The sequence below is a fragment of the Pseudomonas sp. B21128 genome (assembly GCF_044218865.1).
In the GTDB taxonomy this organism is placed as follows: domain Bacteria; phylum Pseudomonadota; class Gammaproteobacteria; order Pseudomonadales; family Pseudomonadaceae; genus Aquipseudomonas; species Aquipseudomonas iridis.
On record NZ_CP162590.1, the window covers coordinates 1,312,967 to 1,331,358 of the forward strand.

15 protein-coding genes are annotated in these 18,392 nt (G+C 60.7%); 6 read left to right on the plus strand and 9 right to left on the minus strand.

Annotation, left to right across the window (positions count from 1 at the left end):
- Nucleotides 1–140: 140 nt before the first annotated feature.
- Genes AB4P91_RS05740 through AB4P91_RS05775 form a run of 8 tightly spaced genes read right to left on the minus strand, consistent with a single transcriptional unit; the run spans nt 141 to nt 9,151 of the window.
- Nucleotides 141–1,271, minus strand: coding sequence for a glycosyltransferase family 4 protein (locus AB4P91_RS05740; RefSeq protein WP_395604460.1), 1,131 nt, complete (start codon nt 1,269–1,271; stop codon nt 141–143).
- 1 nt (nt 1,272) lies between these two features.
- Nucleotides 1,273–2,403, minus strand: coding sequence for a glycosyltransferase family 1 protein (locus AB4P91_RS05745; RefSeq protein ID WP_150593348.1), 1,131 nt, complete (start codon nt 2,401–2,403; stop codon nt 1,273–1,275).
- Nucleotides 2,387–3,763, minus strand: coding sequence for a glycosyltransferase family 1 protein (locus AB4P91_RS05750; RefSeq protein WP_150593349.1), 1,377 nt, complete (start codon nt 3,761–3,763; stop codon nt 2,387–2,389). Before AB4P91_RS05750 ends, AB4P91_RS05745 begins: the two co-directional genes overlap by 17 nt.
- A complete protein-coding gene (locus AB4P91_RS05755; RefSeq protein ID WP_395604461.1) occupies nt 3,760–5,025 on the minus strand; it encodes an ABC transporter ATP-binding protein in 1,266 nt (421 codons plus the stop codon). The genes AB4P91_RS05750 and AB4P91_RS05755 overlap by 4 nt, the downstream gene beginning before the upstream one ends.
- Nucleotides 5,025–5,822 (minus strand): ABC transporter permease, encoded by a 798-nt coding sequence (locus AB4P91_RS05760; RefSeq protein ID WP_150595895.1) that lies wholly within the window; start codon nt 5,820–5,822, stop codon nt 5,025–5,027. The genes AB4P91_RS05755 and AB4P91_RS05760 overlap by 1 nt, the downstream gene beginning before the upstream one ends.
- Nucleotides 5,823–7,265: a mannose-1-phosphate guanylyltransferase/mannose-6-phosphate isomerase gene (locus AB4P91_RS05765; protein WP_395604462.1), complete on the minus strand. Its 1,443-nt coding sequence runs from the start codon at nt 7,263–7,265 to the stop codon at nt 5,823–5,825. It lies immediately after the preceding gene.
- A 3-nt stretch (nt 7,266–7,268) separates the two neighbouring features.
- The gene (gene gmd, locus AB4P91_RS05770; RefSeq protein WP_150593353.1) at nt 7,269–8,240 is read right to left on the minus strand and encodes a GDP-mannose 4,6-dehydratase; all 972 of its coding nucleotides are present in this window, start codon (nt 8,238–8,240) and stop codon (nt 7,269–7,271) included.
- Entirely contained in the window at nt 8,237–9,151 is a 915-nt protein-coding gene (locus AB4P91_RS05775) for a GDP-mannose 4,6-dehydratase (protein ID WP_150595897.1), read from the minus strand. The genes gmd and AB4P91_RS05775 overlap by 4 nt, the downstream gene beginning before the upstream one ends.
- Before the next feature lie 426 nt (nt 9,152–9,577).
- On the opposite strand from AB4P91_RS05775, the gene AB4P91_RS05780 reads away from it, so the two are divergent.
- The 6 genes from AB4P91_RS05780 (at nt 9,578) to AB4P91_RS05805 (ending at nt 17,756) form a co-directional block, all read left to right on the plus strand.
- Nucleotides 9,578–11,224 (plus strand): glycosyltransferase, encoded by a 1,647-nt coding sequence (locus tag AB4P91_RS05780; RefSeq protein WP_395604463.1) that lies wholly within the window; start codon nt 9,578–9,580, stop codon nt 11,222–11,224.
- Nucleotides 11,218–12,522 carry a glycosyltransferase gene (locus AB4P91_RS05785; RefSeq protein ID WP_150688265.1) on the plus strand — a complete coding sequence of 435 codons (1,305 nt, stop codon included), beginning with the start codon at nt 11,218–11,220 and terminating at the stop codon, nt 12,520–12,522. The genes AB4P91_RS05780 and AB4P91_RS05785 overlap by 7 nt, the downstream gene beginning before the upstream one ends.
- Nucleotides 12,519–13,406 carry a class I SAM-dependent methyltransferase gene (locus AB4P91_RS05790; protein ID WP_395604464.1) on the plus strand — a complete coding sequence of 296 codons (888 nt, stop codon included), beginning with the start codon at nt 12,519–12,521 and terminating at the stop codon, nt 13,404–13,406. The genes AB4P91_RS05785 and AB4P91_RS05790 overlap by 4 nt, the downstream gene beginning before the upstream one ends.
- A gap of 40 nt (nt 13,407–13,446) precedes the next feature.
- The gene (locus tag AB4P91_RS05795; protein WP_395604465.1) at nt 13,447–14,280 is read left to right on the plus strand and encodes a class I SAM-dependent methyltransferase; all 834 of its coding nucleotides are present in this window, start codon (nt 13,447–13,449) and stop codon (nt 14,278–14,280) included.
- Between the two features lie 163 nt (nt 14,281–14,443).
- Nucleotides 14,444–15,631, plus strand: a complete 1,188-nt coding sequence (locus AB4P91_RS05800) for a DUF3142 domain-containing protein (protein WP_150593359.1) — start codon at nt 14,444–14,446, stop codon at nt 15,629–15,631.
- The gene (locus tag AB4P91_RS05805; RefSeq protein WP_395604466.1) at nt 15,618–17,756 is read left to right on the plus strand and encodes a hypothetical protein; all 2,139 of its coding nucleotides are present in this window, start codon (nt 15,618–15,620) and stop codon (nt 17,754–17,756) included. Before AB4P91_RS05800 ends, AB4P91_RS05805 begins: the two co-directional genes overlap by 14 nt.
- Here the strand turns inward: AB4P91_RS05805 and AB4P91_RS05810 are convergent.
- Nucleotides 17,753–18,382: a LysE family translocator gene (locus tag AB4P91_RS05810; protein ID WP_395604467.1), complete on the minus strand. Its 630-nt coding sequence runs from the start codon at nt 18,380–18,382 to the stop codon at nt 17,753–17,755. The two genes, AB4P91_RS05805 and AB4P91_RS05810, sit on opposite strands and share 4 nt — an antisense overlap.
- Between the last annotated feature and the right edge of the window lie 10 nt (nt 18,383–18,392).

An 18,392-nucleotide genomic window follows, 5' to 3' on the forward strand; every position in this document is an offset into this window, starting at 1 on the left:
CCGCCAATCTCCCATTCGCCATAAAAACCCTGTGGGAGCGGGCTTGCCCGCGATGGCGTCGGTAAATCCAACATCTATGTCGGCTGACATACTGCAATCGCGGGCAAGCCCGCTCCCACAGGGACAGTGGTGGATAGAGATCAGGCGTAGGACAAGGATTTTTCTTCCAGCAGCTCTTGGTACAACGCTGTCCATTTGCGGCCCATCTCATCGGCTGTGAATAACTGCCGGTAACGGGTTTCGGCCTTGGCGCCCATGGCGGCAGCGCGATCGGGGTTCTCCCACAAGGTGCGCATGGCTTCGCGAAACGCCTGTGGATGACTTGGCGGTACGACCAGCCCGGTCTCGTTGTGGATATTGATGTAGCTGGTGCCGGTACCGATCTCGCTGGAGATCATCGGTTTGCCGTACATTGCGCCCTCGAGCAGCGAGATGCCGAACGCTTCCGAGCGTAGATGCGATGGGAAAACAATGGCGTAGCTCAATTGCAGCAGCGCGACTTTGTCTTCATCCCCCAGGCGCCCAAGGAAGTGAATGTTGCGCAGGCCCAACGCGGCGGCCTGGGCGTGCAGCGCTTGCTCCAGCGGACCCGCGCCGACGATGACCACCGGATAATCCACGTCTTTCATGGCATCCAGCAGGATGTGCAGGCCTTTGTAATAGCGCATGACCCCGACGAAGAGGAAAAACTTATCCCCAAGCTGCTGGCGCCAACGGTTGATTCGTTCGCGATCAGGCTGTGGATAACCCGCCTTGTTCAAGCCATAGGGAATCACTCGGGTCTTGTCTTGAAACTGTTGCAGCACATCACTGGTGTGCAGGTAATTCGGCGACGCCGCGACAATCCGGTCGGCGCTGGCGAGAAAGCGGTTCATCAGCGGCCGATAGAGTTTGAGCAGATGCTTCTGGCGGATGATGTCGGAGTGGTAGGTGACCACGCTCGGTTTGTTCATGCCGCTGGCGAAATGCACCAGGTCCATGAACGGCCACGGGAAGTGATAGTTGACCACGTCGGCCTCGGCCGCCATCTCGCGAAACTGTTTGAACACGCTCCAGGAAAATCCCGTGGAGGCGAACTGTATATCGAGTTTTGCCCGATGCACTTCGTGTTGACCCAGCTTCACCACGGGTGGATTCGGATCAGCACTGAGGGTCAGCACCTGCCCATCGATGCCATGCTGGGCGCCGCTTTCGCACAGTTGGAAAATCACTTGTTCGATGCCGCCGACCGAGTCAGGCAGGTACGTCTTGAAGAAATGAAGCACTCGCATTTCAACCTCCCATGGCCTGGCGGTAGGCTCCGGCCGTGGCCTGTGCGCAACGCTGCCAGGAAAAAAACCGCGCCTGCTGCAAGCCGGCTTCTCGGCATGCCTGCCAATGTGTTTGATCGTCGATCAGTCGGCTCATCGCATCGCGCAAGCCGTTTGCATCGTCGGCGTCGATATAGTTGCCGGCAGCACCCGCCACTTCCGGCATGGCCGAAGAGCGAGTGACCACCACCGGCGTGCCGCTGGCCATCGCCTCCAGTACCGGCAGGCCGAAGCCTTCATACAGCGAAGGAAAAATCAGTGCCCGAGCGCCGGCCAGCAGTTGCGCCACTTGTTCATCAGGCAGGTAGCCGAGCAGGCAAACATTTCCACTGGCCAACGCCTGGCGCAGCTCGTCACTGAACTGCTCACGCTGCCAACCGGCCATGCCGACGATCAACAGCGGAAAGCGTTCGCGCACCGCTTCCGGCAGCAGGGCATGGGCGCGCAACGCCAGGCTCAGGTTCTTGCGTGGCTCCAGCGTGCCGACACACAGGAAATACTCGCGAGCCTGCACGGCATGCGCCTTGAGTACCGCGCTGATCGTGTGGGCTTCGCGTGGATGAAACCGCTCGGCGACGCCCAGTGGCGCCACCACAAAACGCTCGGCGGGCAGTCCGAAATAGTCTTGCGCCTCGTCGGCAATCGCCTGTGAGTCGGTCAGAATCACCTGCGCTTGCTCGACGCCAAGGGCCAGCCGACGTTCGATTTCCCTGAGCCGAGCCGACGGCTGAGTCTCGGGAAAATGCAGATGCGTCAGATCGTGCAGGGTGATCACCGTCGGGCCGTCGAAAGCCAGGGGCCACAGACTGGGCTCGTGATACAGGTCGATGCCTTGCGCGCGGCCCTGATCGAAGCGCTTTTGCTCCATCCAGCGCCGTGCCTGATAGGCTCCGGGAATCTGCCGCAGCAGTGGCGTCAAACGCGAATAGCCGGGCATTGCCGCTTCCGGTAGCGCCGAACTCCAGCCCCAGCCATGAAACAGCCTCATTTCGACGTCGGGTTCGCTGCGCAAGGCGTTGACCAGTTCGGCGACGTAGTGGCCGATGCCGGTGCGCGGCGCCTGTAGAATCCGGGCGTTAAGAGCAATGCGCATGCTGGCTCTCCGGGGTTGCCGGCGAAGGATGCAAATTGCGCTCGATGCGTTCAACCAGTTGCGCACTCGCTTCACGCCAGCTCAGCCAGCGCCACTGTTCCAGGCTCAGCGGTGCTGGAAAGACCTGGCTGCGTTCCATGTCGGTGATCAACTGGGTCAGGCTCTGCGGGTTGGCCAGGTCGAAATACGCCATGTAATCGCCGCCGATCTCGCGAAACACCGGGATATCACTGGCCATCGCCGGTAAACCGCGTTGCATCGCTTCCACCAGTGGCAGGCCGAACCCTTCGACGTAGGAAGGGAACACCAGCGCCGTCGCATGGGAGTAGGCGTGTTCGAGGCTTTTGTCCGAGAGTGTGTTGTACATGAACAGGCGGCGGTTCAACTCGGGATGCCGGCGGATGCGTTCGATCAACGCTTCGCACTTCCAGCCGATTTTGCCGACGATGCATAACCGCGCTTTGGACCCCGTGGCCCAGGCGCGCTCGAAGGCGTCGAGCAGGTAAGCGTGGTTTTTGCGCGGCTCGATGGTGCTGACCATGAGGAACACCGGCTCCGCTGTTTTGAACATGTGCAGCAAGCCTTGATCGACCTTGGTATCGGCGTCGCTCAAGTCCAGTTCCGAGCCGAGGTGGAAATAATCGAACCAGCGCTGTGCGACCTGTTGCGAACCGATGCGCCGCAGCATTTCCTCACGCACCTGATCGCGGATGGTCGTCGAAATTGCCACGTAGCCGTCCGCTGTGCGGGCGATCCAGTCGAACCAGTCGTTGAACACGTTGACCAATCCGGCATCGCAGAACTGCGGATGGGTCAGTGGGATCAGGTCATAGATCACCGAAACGATACCGACCCCGTCACGCTTGAGTTGCTCGGCCAGAGGGAAAAAATTGGCGTGCCAGGACGAGTCCAGCAGTACCAGTTGATCGCCGGCCCGATGCTGTAACGGCACGCAGCGCTCGGGAATCTGCTTGCCCTTGAGGGCTCGCTCCAGCAAGCGCATCGGCAGGCTGAAACAGGCGAAAGCGCTCAGCCGGCAACCGACGTACAACACGCGGCGAGCGAAATGCGACTGGCTGAACGGACGGCGGCGCTCCAATGCACGGTGGCGCAACCAGAAGGCATTGGCCCATTGCTCGAGTTTCACCCGCAGGCCGATCAGATCCAGCTTCGGCGATTTAAGTGGTGCCAGGCTCTTAACCTGATAAAGACCACCACCGATCATCACCACCGGAATGCATTCAACGTTCTCGTCGGCGGCCGGCAATTGCTGGATGACGTTGCGGACCACGCGCTGAATGCCCGAGTTGGCGCTTGGGTGTTCGAAGACGTAAGTGCATTCCACCAACAATCGCGTCATCGCGAGATCTCCGTATCAGGCGTTGGTGAGAGGTTGCCACTGGAGCGAGTGATTTCAGTGTGCGCTTGCAGCCAGGCGCAGCCGACGAAGTCTTCCTGACGGTTGTTGATCACATGGAAGATCAAGCCGTAGTCGCGCCACTCGAAGTTGCGATCCAGGTGCGAATCCAGCCGCGACAGGCTCAGCGCCACCGAATAGCTGCCCTTGCCCAGGCGCATGTCAAAGGCGAAGCGGAACGTTACGCGATCACCGGCACTGAGCTCGACGACCGGTTTGTCGAGGCGATGGGTATTGATCCCGTAAATCGCCTGGCCCAGGCGATCCTTGATCATGAAGCCGAGAATCAGCCGTTCGATGTCTTGCCGTACTTCTGTCTGAACTTCCAGCACCACGGGTTGGCCGACTTCCGCCACTTCGAGGCTGCGCCCCTGCGCATCGAGCAGGCGCACGCTGATGATTGCGGCTTCGCCGGTGCCGGAAATGGTTTGCACCTGGCCGTTGGCGAGCATTTCCTGACGGACGATCTGGCCTTCACGCTGGGCGAGCATGGCGTTGTAGTAGTCCATGACTTCTTCGGGCTTGCCGCGCATGGCCAGGCGCCCGTTTTCCAGAAGGATCGCGGTATCGCAGATCGACTGGATGGCCGAGCGGTCGTGGGAAACAATCAGCAGCGTGGTGCCGGCCTTGCGGAAACTGCGGATGCGCTCGAAGCTTTTGTGCTGGAAATAGGCATCGCCGACCGACAGCGCTTCGTCGACGATCAGGATGTCCGGGCGCCGCGCAGTGGCGACACTGAACGCCAGACGCATCTGCATGCCGCTGGAGTAGGTGCGCACCGGCTGATCGATGGCTTCGCCGATTTCGGCAAAACTTTCGATTTGCGGCATTAACGCGTCGATCTCTTCGACCTGCATCCCCAGCAACTGACCGGCCATGAAAGCGTTCTGGCGACCGGTAAAGTCGGGGTGGAAACCCATGCCCAGTTCCAGCAGCGCGGCGACACGACCTTGCAACTGGATCTGTCCGCAGGTCGGTTGAGTGGTGCCGGTGATCATCTTCAGCAGAGTACTTTTGCCCGCGCCGTTGACGCCGACAATGCCTACGGCTTCGCCCGGCTGAATCTCGAAGTCAACGTCCTGCAAGACCCAGTGCAAGTGATGCCGGGGCCGGGAAAACGGCACCAGCCATTCAAACAACCGGCTCCAGCGATTGGGGTACTGTTTGTAAGCCTTGGCCAGGCCACTGACGCGTATGTGCCCCATCAGAGTTCATCCACCATTTCACCCACCCGTTGGCGGAACAGGTGCAGCGCCATGGCGCAGAGCACGAGTCCGATGATCAGCAACGGCGTCAGGGAGGACCAGTCCGGCCATTGGTTGTAGAGGAATACATTCTGGTAACTGTTCATCAACGCCGTCATCGGGTTGAGGCTGATCACGTGCTGGATGCCTGGCGGCAGGATCGACAGCGGATACACGATCGGTGTCAGCCAGAACCAGAATTGCAGGCAGATGCCGAACATTTGTCCGACATCGCGAAAGAACACATTGAGAATGCCCAGCAGCATGCCGAGTCCGGCGGCGAAGACCACTTGCAGAATCAACAGGGGTATCAGCGCCAGCAAGGCCATGCCGGGCAGGCGTCCGCTGATCAGCAGAAAGCCGAAAAACAGCCCCAGAATAATCGCGAAGTTAATGCCGGCATTGAGTAGCGCAATCACGGGCAGGCAAATGCGCGGGAAGCTGATTTTTTTCAGCAGGTTGGCGTTTTCCAGAAACATGCTCTGGCTGCGCGTAGTGATTTCTGCGAACAGCCCCCACGTCAGCAGGCCGGCGCACAGGTAGACGCTGTAGGCCAGGCCATCGTCCACCCCTGGCAGACGTGCGCGCATGATCTGGGAAAAGATCACCGTGTAGACGATGATCATCGACAGCGGATTGAGTACGGTCCACAGCGCACCAAACAGCGAGTTGCGATACCGCGCTTGAAACTCTCGCTTGACGCTACCGAGGATGAATCCACGGTAGCTGCGCAGCGAGCGGTACAGGGAAAGCAGCATTCAAACCGTCCTGCCGTATTGGTCTTCGAAGCGGACGATGTCGTCCTCTCCCAGGTATTCGCCGCTTTGCACTTCGATGATCACCAGGTCGATCACGCCGGGGTTTTCCAGGCGATGTTTGTGGCCGGCGGCAATGAACGTCGATTCATTCTTGGCCACGAGATGGGTGCCGTCGCCATTGTTGGTGACCTTGGCCATGCCTTCGACCACCACCCAGTGTTCGTTGCGGTGATGGTGCATTTGCAGGGACAGCTTGGCGCCGGGTTTGACCACGATGCGCTTGATCTTGAAGCGCGGACCTTCCTCGAGCACGGTGTAGGTGCCCCAGGGGCGGCTGACCGTACGATGCAGGCGATAGGCTTCGTGGGATTTGTCCTTGAGTTGCTTGGCGACGCGCCGTACATCCTGCGCGCGGTCCGCGTGGGCAATCAGCACGGCATCGGCGGTGTCGACCACGATCAGGTTATCCACGCCCACGGCGGCCACCAGCCGACCTTCGCTCTGGACGAAGTTGTCGTGGCTGTCGATGAAAATCGCTTCGCCGTTGGCGCGGTTGTTGTCGGCATCGGCTGGCACCAGGGCAGCGACGGCGTTCCACGAACCGATGTCACTCCAGTCAAAACCGGCGGGCACCACCACGACTTTCTCCGAGCGCTCCAGCAGCGCGTAGTCGATGGAGATGTCGGTAATTTCAGCGAACAGCGCCGGCGACAATTCCTGTTGCAGGCAGCCAACGGTTTCTACGGGGGCACTGGCCGCCATGCAGGCGCGGGTCTGTTCCAGAAGCTCGGGAGCGTGCCGTTGCAGTTCGGCAATCACCGTCGCGGTGGTGAAGCAGAACATGCCCGAGTTCCACAGGAAGTTGCCGCTCTCCAGATAATGCGTGGCGGTTTGCAGGTCGGGTTTTTCCACGAAGCGCTGCACTTTGGCCGCGCCTTTGGCGTCCAGTGGCGCACCGGTTTCGATGTAGCCGAAGCCGGTTTCCGGACCTGTCGGGATCACGCCGAAGGTCACCAGATAACCGTCTTTCGCCAGATTGACCGCGTGCTCGACCGCACTTTTCAGCGCGCCTTGATTGACGATCAAGTGGTCGGCCGGCATCACCACCATGATCGCGTCATCGCCATGCAAGGCTTGCAGCGACAGCGCCGCTGCGGCGATGGCCGGTGCGGTGTTACGCCCGGTCGGCTCCAGCAGGAAGTGCCCGCGATGGCGCGACAGGTGGGCGGCGCAGTAGTGATCCTTGCTCTGGAAGTAGTACTCGCGGTTGGTCACCGTGACAATGTCGCCCCAACCGTCTAGCAACGCTGCCGCACGCTGGTACGTCTTGCCCAGTAGCGACTCGCCGTCGGGCAGGGTCATGAACGGCTTGGGATGGCCCTCGCGGGACACCGGCCACAAACGGGTGCCGGCACCGCCGGACAGAATCACGGGGATCAGCATGGCCTACTCCTTGGCGACGCGTTTCATGTCCGCATCCATCATCATGCGGATCAAGGTATCCAGGTCGGTTTTCGGCTTCCAGCCCAGCACGCGCTGAGCCTTGGCCGGATTGCCGAGCAGCACTTCGACTTCGGCCGGACGGAAAAACGCCGGGTCGATCTTCACGTAATCACGGTAGTTGAGGCCGACGTGATCGAAGGCGATGCGGCACATTTCGCGCACCGTGGTGGTGACACCGGTGGCGACCACAAAATCGTCGGGCTTGTCCTGTTGCAGCATCAGCCACATGGCTTCGACATAATCGCCGGCAAAACCCCAGTCGCGTTTGGCGTCGATGTTGCCCAGGCTCAGCTCCTGCTGTTTGCCTTGCTTGATACGGGCGGCGGCGTCGGTGACCTTGCGCGTGACGAACTCGATACCGCGCAGCGGTGATTCATGGTTGAACAGGATGCCGCTGCTGGCGTGCAGGTTGAAGCTTTCGCGGTAGTTGACGGTGATCCAGTGACCGTACAACTTGGCCACGCCGTACGGGCTGCGCGGGTAGAACGGCGTGTTCTCGTCCTGCTGCTCAGCCTGGATCAGACCGAACATTTCGCTGGTCGAGGCCTGATAGAACCGTGTGTGCGGACTGAACTGGCGGATCGCTTCGAGCAAGTGAGTGACGCCCAGGCCATCGACGATGCCGGTGGTCACCGGCTGATCCCAGGAAGCGGCAACGAAGCTTTGCGCCGCCAGGTTGTACACCTCGTCCGGGGTCGACTTGATCACGGCGCGCTGTACGGAGCAGGCGTCGGCCATGTCACCGTCCAGGTAGACGATGTCGGCCTCGACGCCCATCTCGCGCAGGCGCCAGCGTGAATCGCTGCTGCGCCGAGCCACAAAGCCGTAAACCTTGTAACCCTTGTCGAGTAACAGTTTGGCCAGGTACGCGCCATCCTGGCCGGTGATGCCTGTAATCAATGCACTTTTTGTCATTCTTGTCGTACTCGCTTCTCCCAGTCGGACAGGATCGCCCGCAGGGATTGTTGTGTGGTGATGTCTGGCGCCCATCCGGTGGCTGTGGCCAGTTTGGCGTGGCTGCCGCAAACGCGGCGTTGATCGGCACGCCGCATGCGCGCCGGATCCTGAACCAGTTGCAGCTCGACTTCGGCCAGATCTGCCAATTGCTCGATCAGGCTGCGGATACTTTGCTCGCGCCCCGAGCAGATGTTGTAAACCTGCCCCGGTTGGCCTTTTTCAAGCAGTGCGAAGTAGGCCGAAATCACGTCGCCGACATCAAGGAAGTCGCGGCTCACGTCGATGTCGCCGACTTCCAGCTGTGGCGCTTGCAGGCCTTGTTTGATGCGACTGATCTGGCGGGCGGCACTGGCGATGACGAAGCTGTCTTTCTGCCCGGGGCCGATGTGATTGAATGGCCGCGCTACCAGCACCGGCCACTGTTCGCTCATGCCCCATTGCAGACTGAGGAACTCCGCCGAGAGTTTGCTCACCGCATAAGGGTTGCGCGGGCAGGGCGGTTGCAGTTCGGTGATCGGCAGAGCGCTTTCGCCGACCTGGCCGTAGACGTCGCCGGAGCTGACGTACAGGAACGTGCCAGCAAAGCCGCGCGCCTTGAGGGCTTGCAACAGGTTGAGGGTGCCGAGGAGATTGATGTCGAGTGTGCGCGCCGGATCGCGAAAGGCTTCGGGGACGAACGTCTGCCCGGCCAGATGGATGACCGCGTCGGGTACTTGAGGCCAGAGATCGACAAGACTGCCCGCGTCCGTCAGATCGTAGGGCGTTGCGGCAGGCAAAAGCTCCCACGACGAATCGGGTAGCGCCAATCGTGACTGAATATGTTGTCCCACGAAGCCACTGAGGCCCGTGATGAACAGACGTTTTTTCAAACCGCGACCCCTTGGTCTTGAACTTGCGCCACTTTCCCACAGGCTTTAAGGAGAAGTCTGTCAGACCGGTAGAAAAAACCGGCAGGACGACGGGCGAAGTCAGTTGTTGTAGTTGTTTGATGCCAATCTGTGCCAATTGCGCGGCAATTTCAACAGGCAAACCGTGACTGGTCAGTTCTCGTTAGCGTAGTCAGATTATTCTCCTCGTGCGGTTCACGAATCCTCGACGGATGTGTTTAGAATGCCCTTCGTCGCGATGCCCCAAAGTTCACCGTGGGTGTTGCGCAACAGGGTGAAACCAACCACTAAAACAAGAACGAAGACGTGCCTGTAGATGAAGCTCAAGCCCCGGTGATGCCGACTTGATCCGACGTCGGGCCGTCATAGCATGAAGCGGTCGGGATGGCTGCTTCATCGTGGGATGCCATGAATTTCATTCTTTACTCGGACGTCAACGACAGTTCCATCAGCCAGAGTCTCGGGCGTCCCGAATACAGTTACTACTTCGTGCTCAAGGCTTATCGGCCGGTGCTGGAAAGCCTTGGCCGCGTGCATGTGGTGGCGTCGGTCGACGAGGTCGATCCGCTGCACCGGCAGTTGAGCGAGGCCGGTCAGGAATGCCTGTTCCTTTCGTTTACGCCACCGCACAAAACCCCGATCGATCTGCAGTGCCCGATGGTTTGCGTGATTGCCTGGGAGTATGACTCGATCCCGTCCGAGTGCTGCGACGACGATCCTCGTCAGGACTGGAGCCAGACCCTGGCACGTCATGGCCGGGTGATTACCTTGTCCACTCATACCGCGCGGGCGATCCGCCGGACTTTGGGTGAAGACTTCCCCGTGTTGGTGCTGCCCACACCGTTGTGGGAGCGCTTTGCGCACGTGCGCAGAGACTATCCAAGTGTCCCGGTTAACCCGGGCACCACGCTGCAGATCAAGGGCTGCATCATCGACAGCCGCGCGCTGGGGCTGTCCGCCGATGGCTTGATCGCGCCGATATTCAATGAGCAGGAGCTGGAAACTCGCGGCCTGGTGGAACCAGAACCGGAACCGGAACCGGAACCCCAACCCGAAGCACCTGTGCCACTGACCTTGCGCCGACGCGTATTCATTTCCAAACACTACTTGCGCGAAAGCTACCGGGCGCTGACGGCGCCTGCCGAACACCCACCGTTGTTTTTACTCAAGCACAACCTGCTGATGTGGTATCGCGAAGCCGTGTGCGATGTGGTGCCGGGCGCCATCCGCCAGCAACTGACCAAATTGCGCACGCCGCCCCCGCCAGCAGCACCCTTGCCGGTGCCCACCACCGTGAGCGAGGCGATGCAACCTGACGCGCATCCGCCAGCGGCGTTGCCCGACACCAGCGAGCAAGTACAGATCGACGTCAGTGGCGTGGTCTATGTCAGCGTGTTCAATCCCGCCGACGGTCGCAAGAACTGGCATCACCTGATCACCGCTTTCTGCTGGGCCATGCGTGACAACGAAGACGCCACGCTGGTGTTGAAAATCACCCAGAACGACTTGTCGAGCTACTACGTTCACTTGATCACCTTGCTCTCGCAACTCTCGCCGTTTGCCTGTCGGGTGGTGGTCATGCACGGCTATCTGGACGACGAGGAGTTCGCCAGGCTTTACGGTGCCGCGAGTTTCTACGTCAACGCTTCGCGCTGCGAAGGTTTGTGCCTGCCGTTGATGGAATTCATGTCCTGCGCCAAACCGGTGATTGCCCCGAATCACACGGCGATGCACGACTATATCGATGAGCGGGTCGGATTCGTCGTCAAGTCCAGCCATGAGCCGACGATCTGGCCGGAGGATGTGCGCATCCTCTACCGCACCCTGCGCCATCGCCCGGACTGGGGCTCGTTGAAAGCTGCTTATGAGGACAGTTACGCCATGGCCAAAAACCATCCGGATGGGTATCAGGCGATGGCCGCGGCAGCCAATGAGCGCATGCGCGATTACTGCGGCTTTGCCCCGGTTCAGCAGCGCGTGATGCAGTTTTTCGGGCTCAAGGCGCAGGGTGAAACCACGCCGCTGACAGCCGAGCCGAGGTCTGCCTCATGTTGATCATCATTCATTCGGAAACCAACAAGAGCAACATCCAGCAAAACCTCGGACGGCCCGAGTACAGCTACTACTTTGTGCTCAAGGAATTCCGCCCGGTGCTGGAGCGCATTGGTCAGGTCATCGAAGTCAGCAACCCCGACGAACTGGTGGATCGTCTGTATTTCGACTGTCTGAGCCGGGGTGAAGAGTGCGTCTATCTGTCGTTCTCGCCGCCGCACCGCACGCCGATTCATTACGCCTGCCCGACCATCCCGGTGTTTGCCTGGGAGTTCAGCACCATTCCCACCGAGAGCTGGCAGGGCGAACCGCGCCACGACTGGCGTGTGGTGCTTGAAGCCTGTGGCCGGGCGATTACCCATTCGACATTCACGGTCAATACCGTGCGCGATGTGATGGGCGACGACTATCCGGTCTGTGCGATCCCCGCGCCGGTGTGGGATCGCTTCGCCGCACGCGGTGAGCACCTGGAACGACGCCCCGTGGTCGAGCCGGTCACGCTGAACCTGCGTGGGCTGCTGATCGACAGTCGCACCGTCGACCTGCGGCCTTACGGGCCACCCGGACGCTGCGAAGGCACCCCGATGTCCTTTGCCGCGCCGGCGCAGGATTGCCCGTTGCAGCTCGAAGGCGTGGTCTACACCTCGGTGTTCAACCCTTACGACGGGCGCAAGAACTGGCAGGACATGATCAGCGCGTTCTGCACGACGTTCCGCGACACTGCCGATGCGACGCTGGTGCTGAAACTCACGCACCACGACATCGCCAATGCGCTCACCGACATGCTCCACCACTTGTACAAGAACCAGGCCTACCAATGCCGGATCGTGCTGATTCACGGCTATCTGGCGGACGGTGATTACGAACGGCTGGTGCAAGCCACCAGCTACGTGGTCAACAGTTCCTATGGTGAAGGTCAGTGCCTGCCGCTGATGGAATTCATGTCATGCGGCAAACCGGCCATCGCGCCGCTGAACACGGCGATGGCCGACTACGTGAACAGCGACAACGCGTTTATCGTCGACTTCACCGAAGAGCTGACGGCCTGGCCGCATGACCCACGCGCTGCCTACCGCACGATGCGTTACATGACCCACTGGGATTCGCTGTGTGCGGCCTATCGCGCCAGTTATGAGGTGGCGAAAACCGATGAGCCGCGTTACGCCGCGATGTCGGCCGAAGCCGTGCACAGCCTGCAACGGTTTTGTAGCCAGGCCACCGCCGAACAGCGTTTACGGACATTTTTTGCCCAGCGCTCAGCCACTGCCGGGGCGGCATCCGTGGAAGCCTCGGGCGCATGATCCGGCGTCTGCTCGCCCGCTTTCGCCCGGTACCTGTAGCGGTCTCCTTGCCAGAGCCCACGCCGGCTCCGCGCGATACGGTGTCGCCGCGCGACGTCGGTTTGCGTGACGCCGTCCTCGACGGTTGGTTTTTGGGTGACAGCGGCGAGTTGCTCAAGGGCTTTGCAATCACGGCTGACGATACGTTGCTCGATGTAGGTTGCGGCGAAGGTGTAGCGACACTGTTTGCGGTCCGCCAAGGCGCCTCGGTGATCTTCACCGACAGTGAACTGGACAAGGTGCGCGACCTTGCTCGTCAGGTCGAAGCGCAAAGCCGCCAGGCGAATCTCGGGCTGGTCAGCAACAGTTTGCCGTTGCCGCTGGCCGATGGTTGCGCGAGCAAAGTGGTGTGCATGGAAGTGCTGGAGCATATCGACCAGCCTGAGCCGTTCATGGCCGAACTGGTGCGCATGGGCCGTCCCGGCGCGCAATACCTGCTCAGCGTGCCGGCGCCGATTGGCGAACACCTGCAAAAAGGCATTGCTCCGGCCAGTTACTACCAGTCACCCAATCATGTGCAGATTTATACCGCGGAGCGCTTCGCCGCGTTGGTAGAGGACGCAGGCCTGGTGATCGAGCATCGTCAGGCCAATGGTTTTTTCTGGGTGATGGGCATGATCTTTTTCTGGGCCGGCGAACGTGCAGCCGGTCGGGATCCTGCCGGTGCGGTACGGGATCGAATCCAGGAGCCGTTCATGCCATTGATGGAGAGCTGGGCCAGAACCTGGCAGGACTTGCTCGATCAACCCGAAGGCCTGGCCATCAAGCAGACGCTTGACCGTTTCATGCCCAAGAGTCAGGTGATCATCGCCCGCAAACCGCTGGACGCCGGAGAGACGCCATGAGCGGCGAACCGATCATGAACATCAATTTTGGAGCCACCTCATGCTGAGCTTTTTGAGAAAACTCACAGCGGCGACCCCCGCCCCGGTTGCTGCGCCCGTCGCTGCGGTCACGCCGGTCGCCGAGAAGGTCGATCCGTTCATGCTTGGTCTGCACGATGCCCAGCTCAGTGGCTGGTTCAACGAGGAGACGGGCGAGCTCTATAAAGGCTTCCCGGTGTCGGCGGATGACATCGTGATCGATGTCGGCTGCGGTGACGGCGGCAACATGCAGTTTTGTGGCAGGCGTGGGGCCGGGCTCATTGTCGCCGACATTGACGGCGACAAGATCGAACAGGCCCGCCAGCGTTTGAGCGAAACCCCGGCTCGCAGTGTCGAGTGTCACGTCACCGATGGCAATCCACTGCCGATTGCCGATGCCACCGCCACCCGCGTGGTCTCCACCGAAGTCCTCGAGCATGTCGACGATCCGGCGCAGTTCCTCGCCGAACTGGTGCGCGTCGGCCAGTCGGGGGCGTTGTATCTGTTGAGCGTGCCGCACCCGAGCTCCGAAGACCTGCAAAAAGACATTGCTGCACCGGCGTATTACGAGAAGCCCAATCACATACGCATCATCAGCGAAGAACAGTTCAAGACCATGGTCAGTGATGCCGGCCTTGAGGTCATCAGCCACAGTCAGTACGGCTTTTACTGGTCGATGTGGATGCTGCTGTTCTGGGAGGCGAAGGTCGACCTGAGCAACCCCGATCACCCGTTGCTCAACCACTGGGCCAATACCTGGCAAGCCTTGCTCTCGTCACCCCGCGGTGCGCAGATCAAAGATGCCCTGGAAACGGTGGTGGCGAAAAGTCAGGTGATCATTGCCCGCAAGCCTTGAGCCGCTTACCTCAAGGTCATCGCTGGATCTCACTGTAGGCGCTGTGATCTTTTGATCTGATTTCCAAAAATCATCATCAAAAGATCGCAGCCTCGTTTCACTCGACAGCTCCTGCAGGATGTTGTGTACCCTGCATTTTTCGTCGGCAGGGATTAGCGACTTCATGCGGTTTGGTTATTCGATTCTGATCACGTTGCTGTTACTTGTGGGGTGCGATCAGCAGACCGCAGCGCCACTCGATCAGCAACTCTATGTCTGGCAACGCCAATGGACGCCCGCCCATAAGGCGGCATTGCGCGACAGCCGAAGTGATTTTTCCACCCTGCGCGTGTTGGCGTTGCAGGCCTTCCCCCATGAAGGATGGCGCCGGGCGCGCATCGACGCGCCGCTGCTGAAGAACGATGGTCGTCCGTTGATCGCGGTGATTCGTCTCGACGGCCAACTCCAGGCGCTGGATCAGCAACAGGTCACGGCGCAGATTCTTCAGGTCGTTGCAGATTGGCAGGCGCAGGGGCTAACTCTGAGCGGCGTAGAGATCGACCACGACGCCGGCAACTCGCGGCTGCCGGCCTACGCACAATTCCTCACTCATCTGCGCTCCGCGTTGCCGACGACGTTGCCGCTGAGCATCACTGCGCTGCCGGCGTGGCTCGACAGTTCGCAGCTGCCTGCGCTGCTGGCCACGGTCGACAGCAGCGTGCTGCAAGTGCATGCGGTCAGCGATCCGCGGCGAGGCTTGTTTGATCCTGATCAAGCGTTGAAGTGGGCCAAGGCGTGGGCGCGGCTTACCGACAAACCGTTCTATCTGGCGCTACCGGCCTATGGCGTGGCGCTGTTGCCGGATGTCGGCGGCGCACCGGTTGTGGAAAGCGAGGTTCAGCTTGAACGTGGCGGAGAGCGCCGCGAATTGCTGGCCGATCCGCTGCAACTGAACCGACTGGGTAAAACGCTGCGTGACGATCCGCCACCACATCTGGCCGGCCTGATCTGGTTTCGCCTGCCGCTGGCCAACGACCGTCGCGCCTGGAGTTTGACCACGCTAGGCGCCGTAGCGCGGGGCGATACGCTGCACAGCCAACTCGACGTGACGTTCAGCGAGCAGAGCGGCCTCTACGACATCAAGCTCAACAACACCGGCAACCTCGACAGCGCCTGGCCCGCACAGATCACCCTGAAGGCCCGGGATTGCGAAGGCGCTGACGCGCTCGCCGGTTACTCGTTGCAACAAAGCCCGGATCTGCTTACCTTCACCCGCCTTCGCGACGGCCGATTGCCAGCGAACGGGCAGCGCGCCATTGGTTGGGCGCGTTGCGCAAATATTGATCAAGGAGGTTCGCATGTTGACCCGTAACTGGCCCCGCCATCTGCTCTGCCTGAGCCTCAGCCTGCCGCTGGGTTCGGCGTTGGCCTGCGGCCCGGACTTCCCGATGCGCCTGCTCGATAATCGCGGGCAGACGATGGCGGAGCTGCCGGAGGGCAACTTCAACTTTGAGCTGAGTCGCCTAGGTAAAACCATCGCCGGGCTGAAGAGCGTCACCGCCGCGACCTACAACCCGAACGAATCCTATGCGGAGTCGACTGAAACGGTCGAACAGCGTGAAAAGGCCGAGCAGGTCGGGCTCAAGCCAGCACAACAGGCGCTGGTGAAACAGCTGCGCGGTTTGACGGATGCGCGTCAGGTCGAGGCGCAGGGTGCCAGTCTGCCAGCGGAGATTCGTCTTTACGTGGCAGGCGCGGTGGCGTTCGCAACAGGCAATCATCAGCTGGCGGTTGAGTATTTCGACAGGCTGCTGGCGCTGCCGGCGGATCAGCGCTCCTTGCGCAGCACGTGGGCCGCGTACTCCCTGGGGCGCGCCTGGTTTGCCATCAGCACCGAGGCGAACAATGGGGTCGAGACACTGGAAAAATCGCGGGAAGCATTTCGTCAGACTCGCCAACTGAGCATCGACGGTTTCAGCGATCCGCTGGAGCTCGGCGTCGCCAGCCTCGGGGAAGAAGCGCGAATATTGCGCACCACTGGCGATTGGGCCGGCGCGATCGAACTGTATGAGGCGCAGAACCTGCACGGTTCTGCGGTAGGCAACACCTCGCTCAAGCAGTTGATGAATGAGCTGGCGGAGCTGCCCGAGGGTGAGCTGGCACGATTGCTGGAACACAAACCGGTGCAGCAACTTGTCACCGCATCGTTGCTCAGTCGTCAGGGCTGGTCGTTCGGCGATGAACCGCCGAACGAGAAAAAACTGGTCAAGCTCCTGAAAAACACCACCCGTGGCAGCCTCGAAAACGCCGATCGGCTGGCGGCGGTGAATTATCAACAGGGTGACTATGCCAGCGCCAAGGCTTTTCTCGAAAGCGCTGGCGACGGCGGACTCGCCTGGTGGTTGCGGGCGAAACTGGCGCTGCGCGACGGCGATAAAAATGCCGCCGCGGCAGCCTACGCCAAAGCCGCACAGGCCTTCCCGCAGACCGAGGATTGGGGCTACCGACGTACGACAGACTGGGCCTATGAAACGGTCCAGCCTAAATGTCGGGTCGAGGGGGAAAGCGCAATTCTCGCACTGCAACGCGGTGAATACCTGCAAGCCTTCGTGCAGTTGTTTCGCAGCAATGACGTCTACTGGTTCGATGCCGCAGCAGTCGCCGAGCGGGTACTGACGGTCGACGAACTCAAGCAGTATGTCGACGAAACGGTTCCAGCTCCCGCGGTGTTGAGCCAAGAGGAGCGCGACAGCTATGTGCCGTTATCAGTGGCGGCAAAATTGCGCAATCTGTTAGGCCGACGTTTGTTGCGCGAAGGGCATTACGAGGCAGCTATCAGCTATTTCGACAACCCCGATCTGCAACACAAGGCTCGTCTTTATGCCGAGCAGCGGCTCAAGGCGAATGCCGCGTGGTGGCCAACCAGACGCGCCAGCGCGCTGTACAACGCGGCGTGGACCGCCCGCGAGTGGGGCATGGACATTCTCGGTTATGAAGTGGCGCCGGATTACGCGGTGTTTGGTGGCGGCTTCAGCCTGGAAAACACGGAGTTGAAAGTCGGGCCGCTGGTGAGCGAAGCCGAGGTTCAACGCCAGAAAATCAGCGAAGCTCAGCCGGATCAGCGTTTTCACTATCGGTTTGTCGCCACCGCTCTGGCCAGTCGTGCTGCCGATAATTTGCCCCACACCAGTCAGGCGTTCGCCGCCGTGTTGTGTAACGCCGCCGGGTTCAACAGCAGCCTGGAAGAACAAAGCGCGCTGTATCAACGCTACGTGAAGGAAGGGCCTTACGTGCCGTGGGCGGTGGATTTTGGCAATCAATGCCCCTATCCGGATTTCGAAAACGCTGACAAGCGTTATGTCACCCAAGTGACCGATTCGGTGCGCGCCACGCTGCGGCCGTACAAATGGCCGGTACAGATCGCTGCGATCCTGCTGGTGGTTGGCACGGCTTTGTTGCTGATCACTCGCCGGCAGCGCAAGGCACGTAAAAGCTAAGCTTGCTGGATGAACGTCAGGCGCAGCGCAAAGCCGATCAACAGGCTGCCGAACAGCCATTGTTGAACCCGCTGGGCCGTTGGACTGTGTTGCAGCCAACGGCCCAGCGCCGCGCCGGTCAAGGCGTAGGCGCTGTCAAACAGCAGGCCGACGCCGACCAGCAGCATGCCGAGCATGGCGAACTGGGTCAGAACGGGCGCACCCTCGGCGACGATGAATTGTGGCAACAGCACCGAGCAGAACAGCAGCGCCTTGGGATTGAGCAGATTGGTTAGCAAGCCGCGCCGGACCGCTTCACGCCATTGCCCCTGAGTCTGGGCAACATCCGCGCCATTCAGGTTCGGCACCAGCGTGCTGCGCAGGCATTGAATGCCGATCCACAGCAGATACGCCGCCCCGGCCAGCCGCACCACTTCGAACGTCCACGGCGCCGCCTTGAACAACGCCGCCAGCCCCAGCGCCGCCAACGCGACATGACAACCCCTGGCAATCCCAAGACCGATGGCGGTGGCCAGCGCCGCACCGCGACCCTGACGGGCGCCAGTTTGCAGCAACAGGATCATGTCCGGCCCAGGCAAGAGAAAAACCACAGCCAATGCCAGGAAAAACAGCCAGAGACTCGCCATGCCACACCCC

Excerpts from the sequence above, each read along its gene's own strand:
- AB4P91_RS05810 (WP_395604467.1), bottom strand. The coding sequence starts at position 18,382 with ATGGCGAGTCTCTGGCTGTTTTTCCTGGCATTGGCTGTGGTTTTTCTC.
- gmd (WP_150593353.1), bottom strand. The coding sequence starts at position 8,240 with ATGACAAAAAGTGCATTGATTACAGGCATCACCGGCCAGGATGGCGCG.
- AB4P91_RS05800 (WP_150593359.1), top strand. The coding sequence starts at position 14,444 with ATGCGGTTTGGTTATTCGATTCTGATCACGTTGCTGTTACTTGTGGGG.
- AB4P91_RS05805 (WP_395604466.1), top strand. The coding sequence starts at position 15,618 with ATGTTGACCCGTAACTGGCCCCGCCATCTGCTCTGCCTGAGCCTCAGC.
- AB4P91_RS05785 (WP_150688265.1), top strand. The coding sequence starts at position 11,218 with ATGTTGATCATCATTCATTCGGAAACCAACAAGAGCAACATCCAGCAA.
- AB4P91_RS05795 (WP_395604465.1), top strand. The coding sequence starts at position 13,447 with ATGCTGAGCTTTTTGAGAAAACTCACAGCGGCGACCCCCGCCCCGGTT.
- AB4P91_RS05745 (WP_150593348.1), bottom strand. The coding sequence starts at position 2,403 with ATGCGCATTGCTCTTAACGCCCGGATTCTACAGGCGCCGCGCACCGGC.
- AB4P91_RS05780 (WP_395604463.1), top strand. The coding sequence starts at position 9,578 with ATGAATTTCATTCTTTACTCGGACGTCAACGACAGTTCCATCAGCCAG.
- AB4P91_RS05755 (WP_395604461.1), bottom strand. The coding sequence starts at position 5,025 with ATGGGGCACATACGCGTCAGTGGCCTGGCCAAGGCTTACAAACAGTAC.
- AB4P91_RS05790 (WP_395604464.1), top strand. The coding sequence starts at position 12,519 with ATGATCCGGCGTCTGCTCGCCCGCTTTCGCCCGGTACCTGTAGCGGTC.
- AB4P91_RS05750 (WP_150593349.1), bottom strand. The coding sequence starts at position 3,763 with ATGACGCGATTGTTGGTGGAATGCACTTACGTCTTCGAACACCCAAGC.
- AB4P91_RS05740 (WP_395604460.1), bottom strand. The coding sequence starts at position 1,271 with ATGCGAGTGCTTCATTTCTTCAAGACGTACCTGCCTGACTCGGTCGGC.
- AB4P91_RS05765 (WP_395604462.1), bottom strand. The coding sequence starts at position 7,265 with ATGCTGATCCCCGTGATTCTGTCCGGCGGTGCCGGCACCCGTTTGTGG.
- AB4P91_RS05760 (WP_150595895.1), bottom strand. The coding sequence starts at position 5,822 with ATGCTGCTTTCCCTGTACCGCTCGCTGCGCAGCTACCGTGGATTCATC.